Here is a 269-nt window from a genome sequence, read left to right on the forward strand (position 1 = left end):
CATGGTCCCAACCAGCCAAATCATGTTTAAGCAAGTAGGGGGCGAACTGTTTAGCTGACGGGATCTTTGTCCCACGGGCAGGTACGTTCTACCCCGGCTACCGTTATAATAAAACCATATAAAAAATGGTCAACCAGAAATATAAACTGTACCCGTTGTAAAGGACATTTTTAAAAAGGTTATGCTACATTTAGAAGATGATTTCTGTATTCAACAGGAGTCATCTTCTTTAAATTCCATTGATATCTAAAATTGTTATAGTAGGTCAT

Annotated in this window: 1 protein-coding gene; it reads right to left on the minus strand. The window is 37.9% G+C overall.

The genetic code is table 11. The features are described 5' to 3' along the window. Positions 1-179 precede the first annotated feature (179 nt). Positions 180-269 (minus strand): IS3 family transposase (locus KW850_RS32875; RefSeq protein WP_218348259.1); only part of this gene is annotated, 90 nt, incomplete at its 5' end.

Source organism: Bacillus sp. sid0103 (genome assembly GCF_019219025.1).